Source organism: Treponema sp. R6D11 (genome assembly GCF_054786075.1).
The window spans coordinates 1-420 of record NZ_BDHD01000984.1 but is presented as its reverse complement, the minus strand read 5'-3'; the positions used below and the strand labels follow the sequence as shown (position 1 = coordinate 420).

Genomic DNA, 420 nt, shown 5'->3' with positions numbered 1-420 from the left:
GGTGAACCATTTGCCCGCTTAATATTTTTTCCAAATTGCCCGCCGTCGAATAAAAATCTATTTTTACCGCGGGATTATAACCCGGTCCAAAGAAAGGAAGCCCCTGTATATGATCCCAATGAAAATGCGAAAGAAAAATATGATAATGTTTTATTTTATTTTCAGCGCTTGCCTGCGCTATTCCCAACTCTCGCAAACCGGAGCCGCAATCAAAGACAATACATTCATCTTTATTATTATCAAGAGAAACGCTTACGCACGGACTATTTCCGCCCGTAGTGCCAAACAACCAAGGCGGAAGCCCCGATAAAAATCTTTCCCTGCTTTCCGCGCTTGCCAAATCATCGACAGTAATCTGCTCCACGATTGCGGAAATTTTACTTTTAATACAGGACGGCGATACCGATGTCGGAATAGAAC

Annotated in this window: 1 protein-coding gene; it reads right to left on the bottom strand. The window is 42.9% G+C overall.

What is annotated here, in order from left to right:
* Positions 1–289 (bottom strand): MBL fold metallo-hydrolase (locus ACYVTD_RS17115; protein WP_461248845.1); only part of this gene is annotated, 289 nt, incomplete at its 3' end.
* Positions 290–420 lie beyond the last annotated feature (131 nt).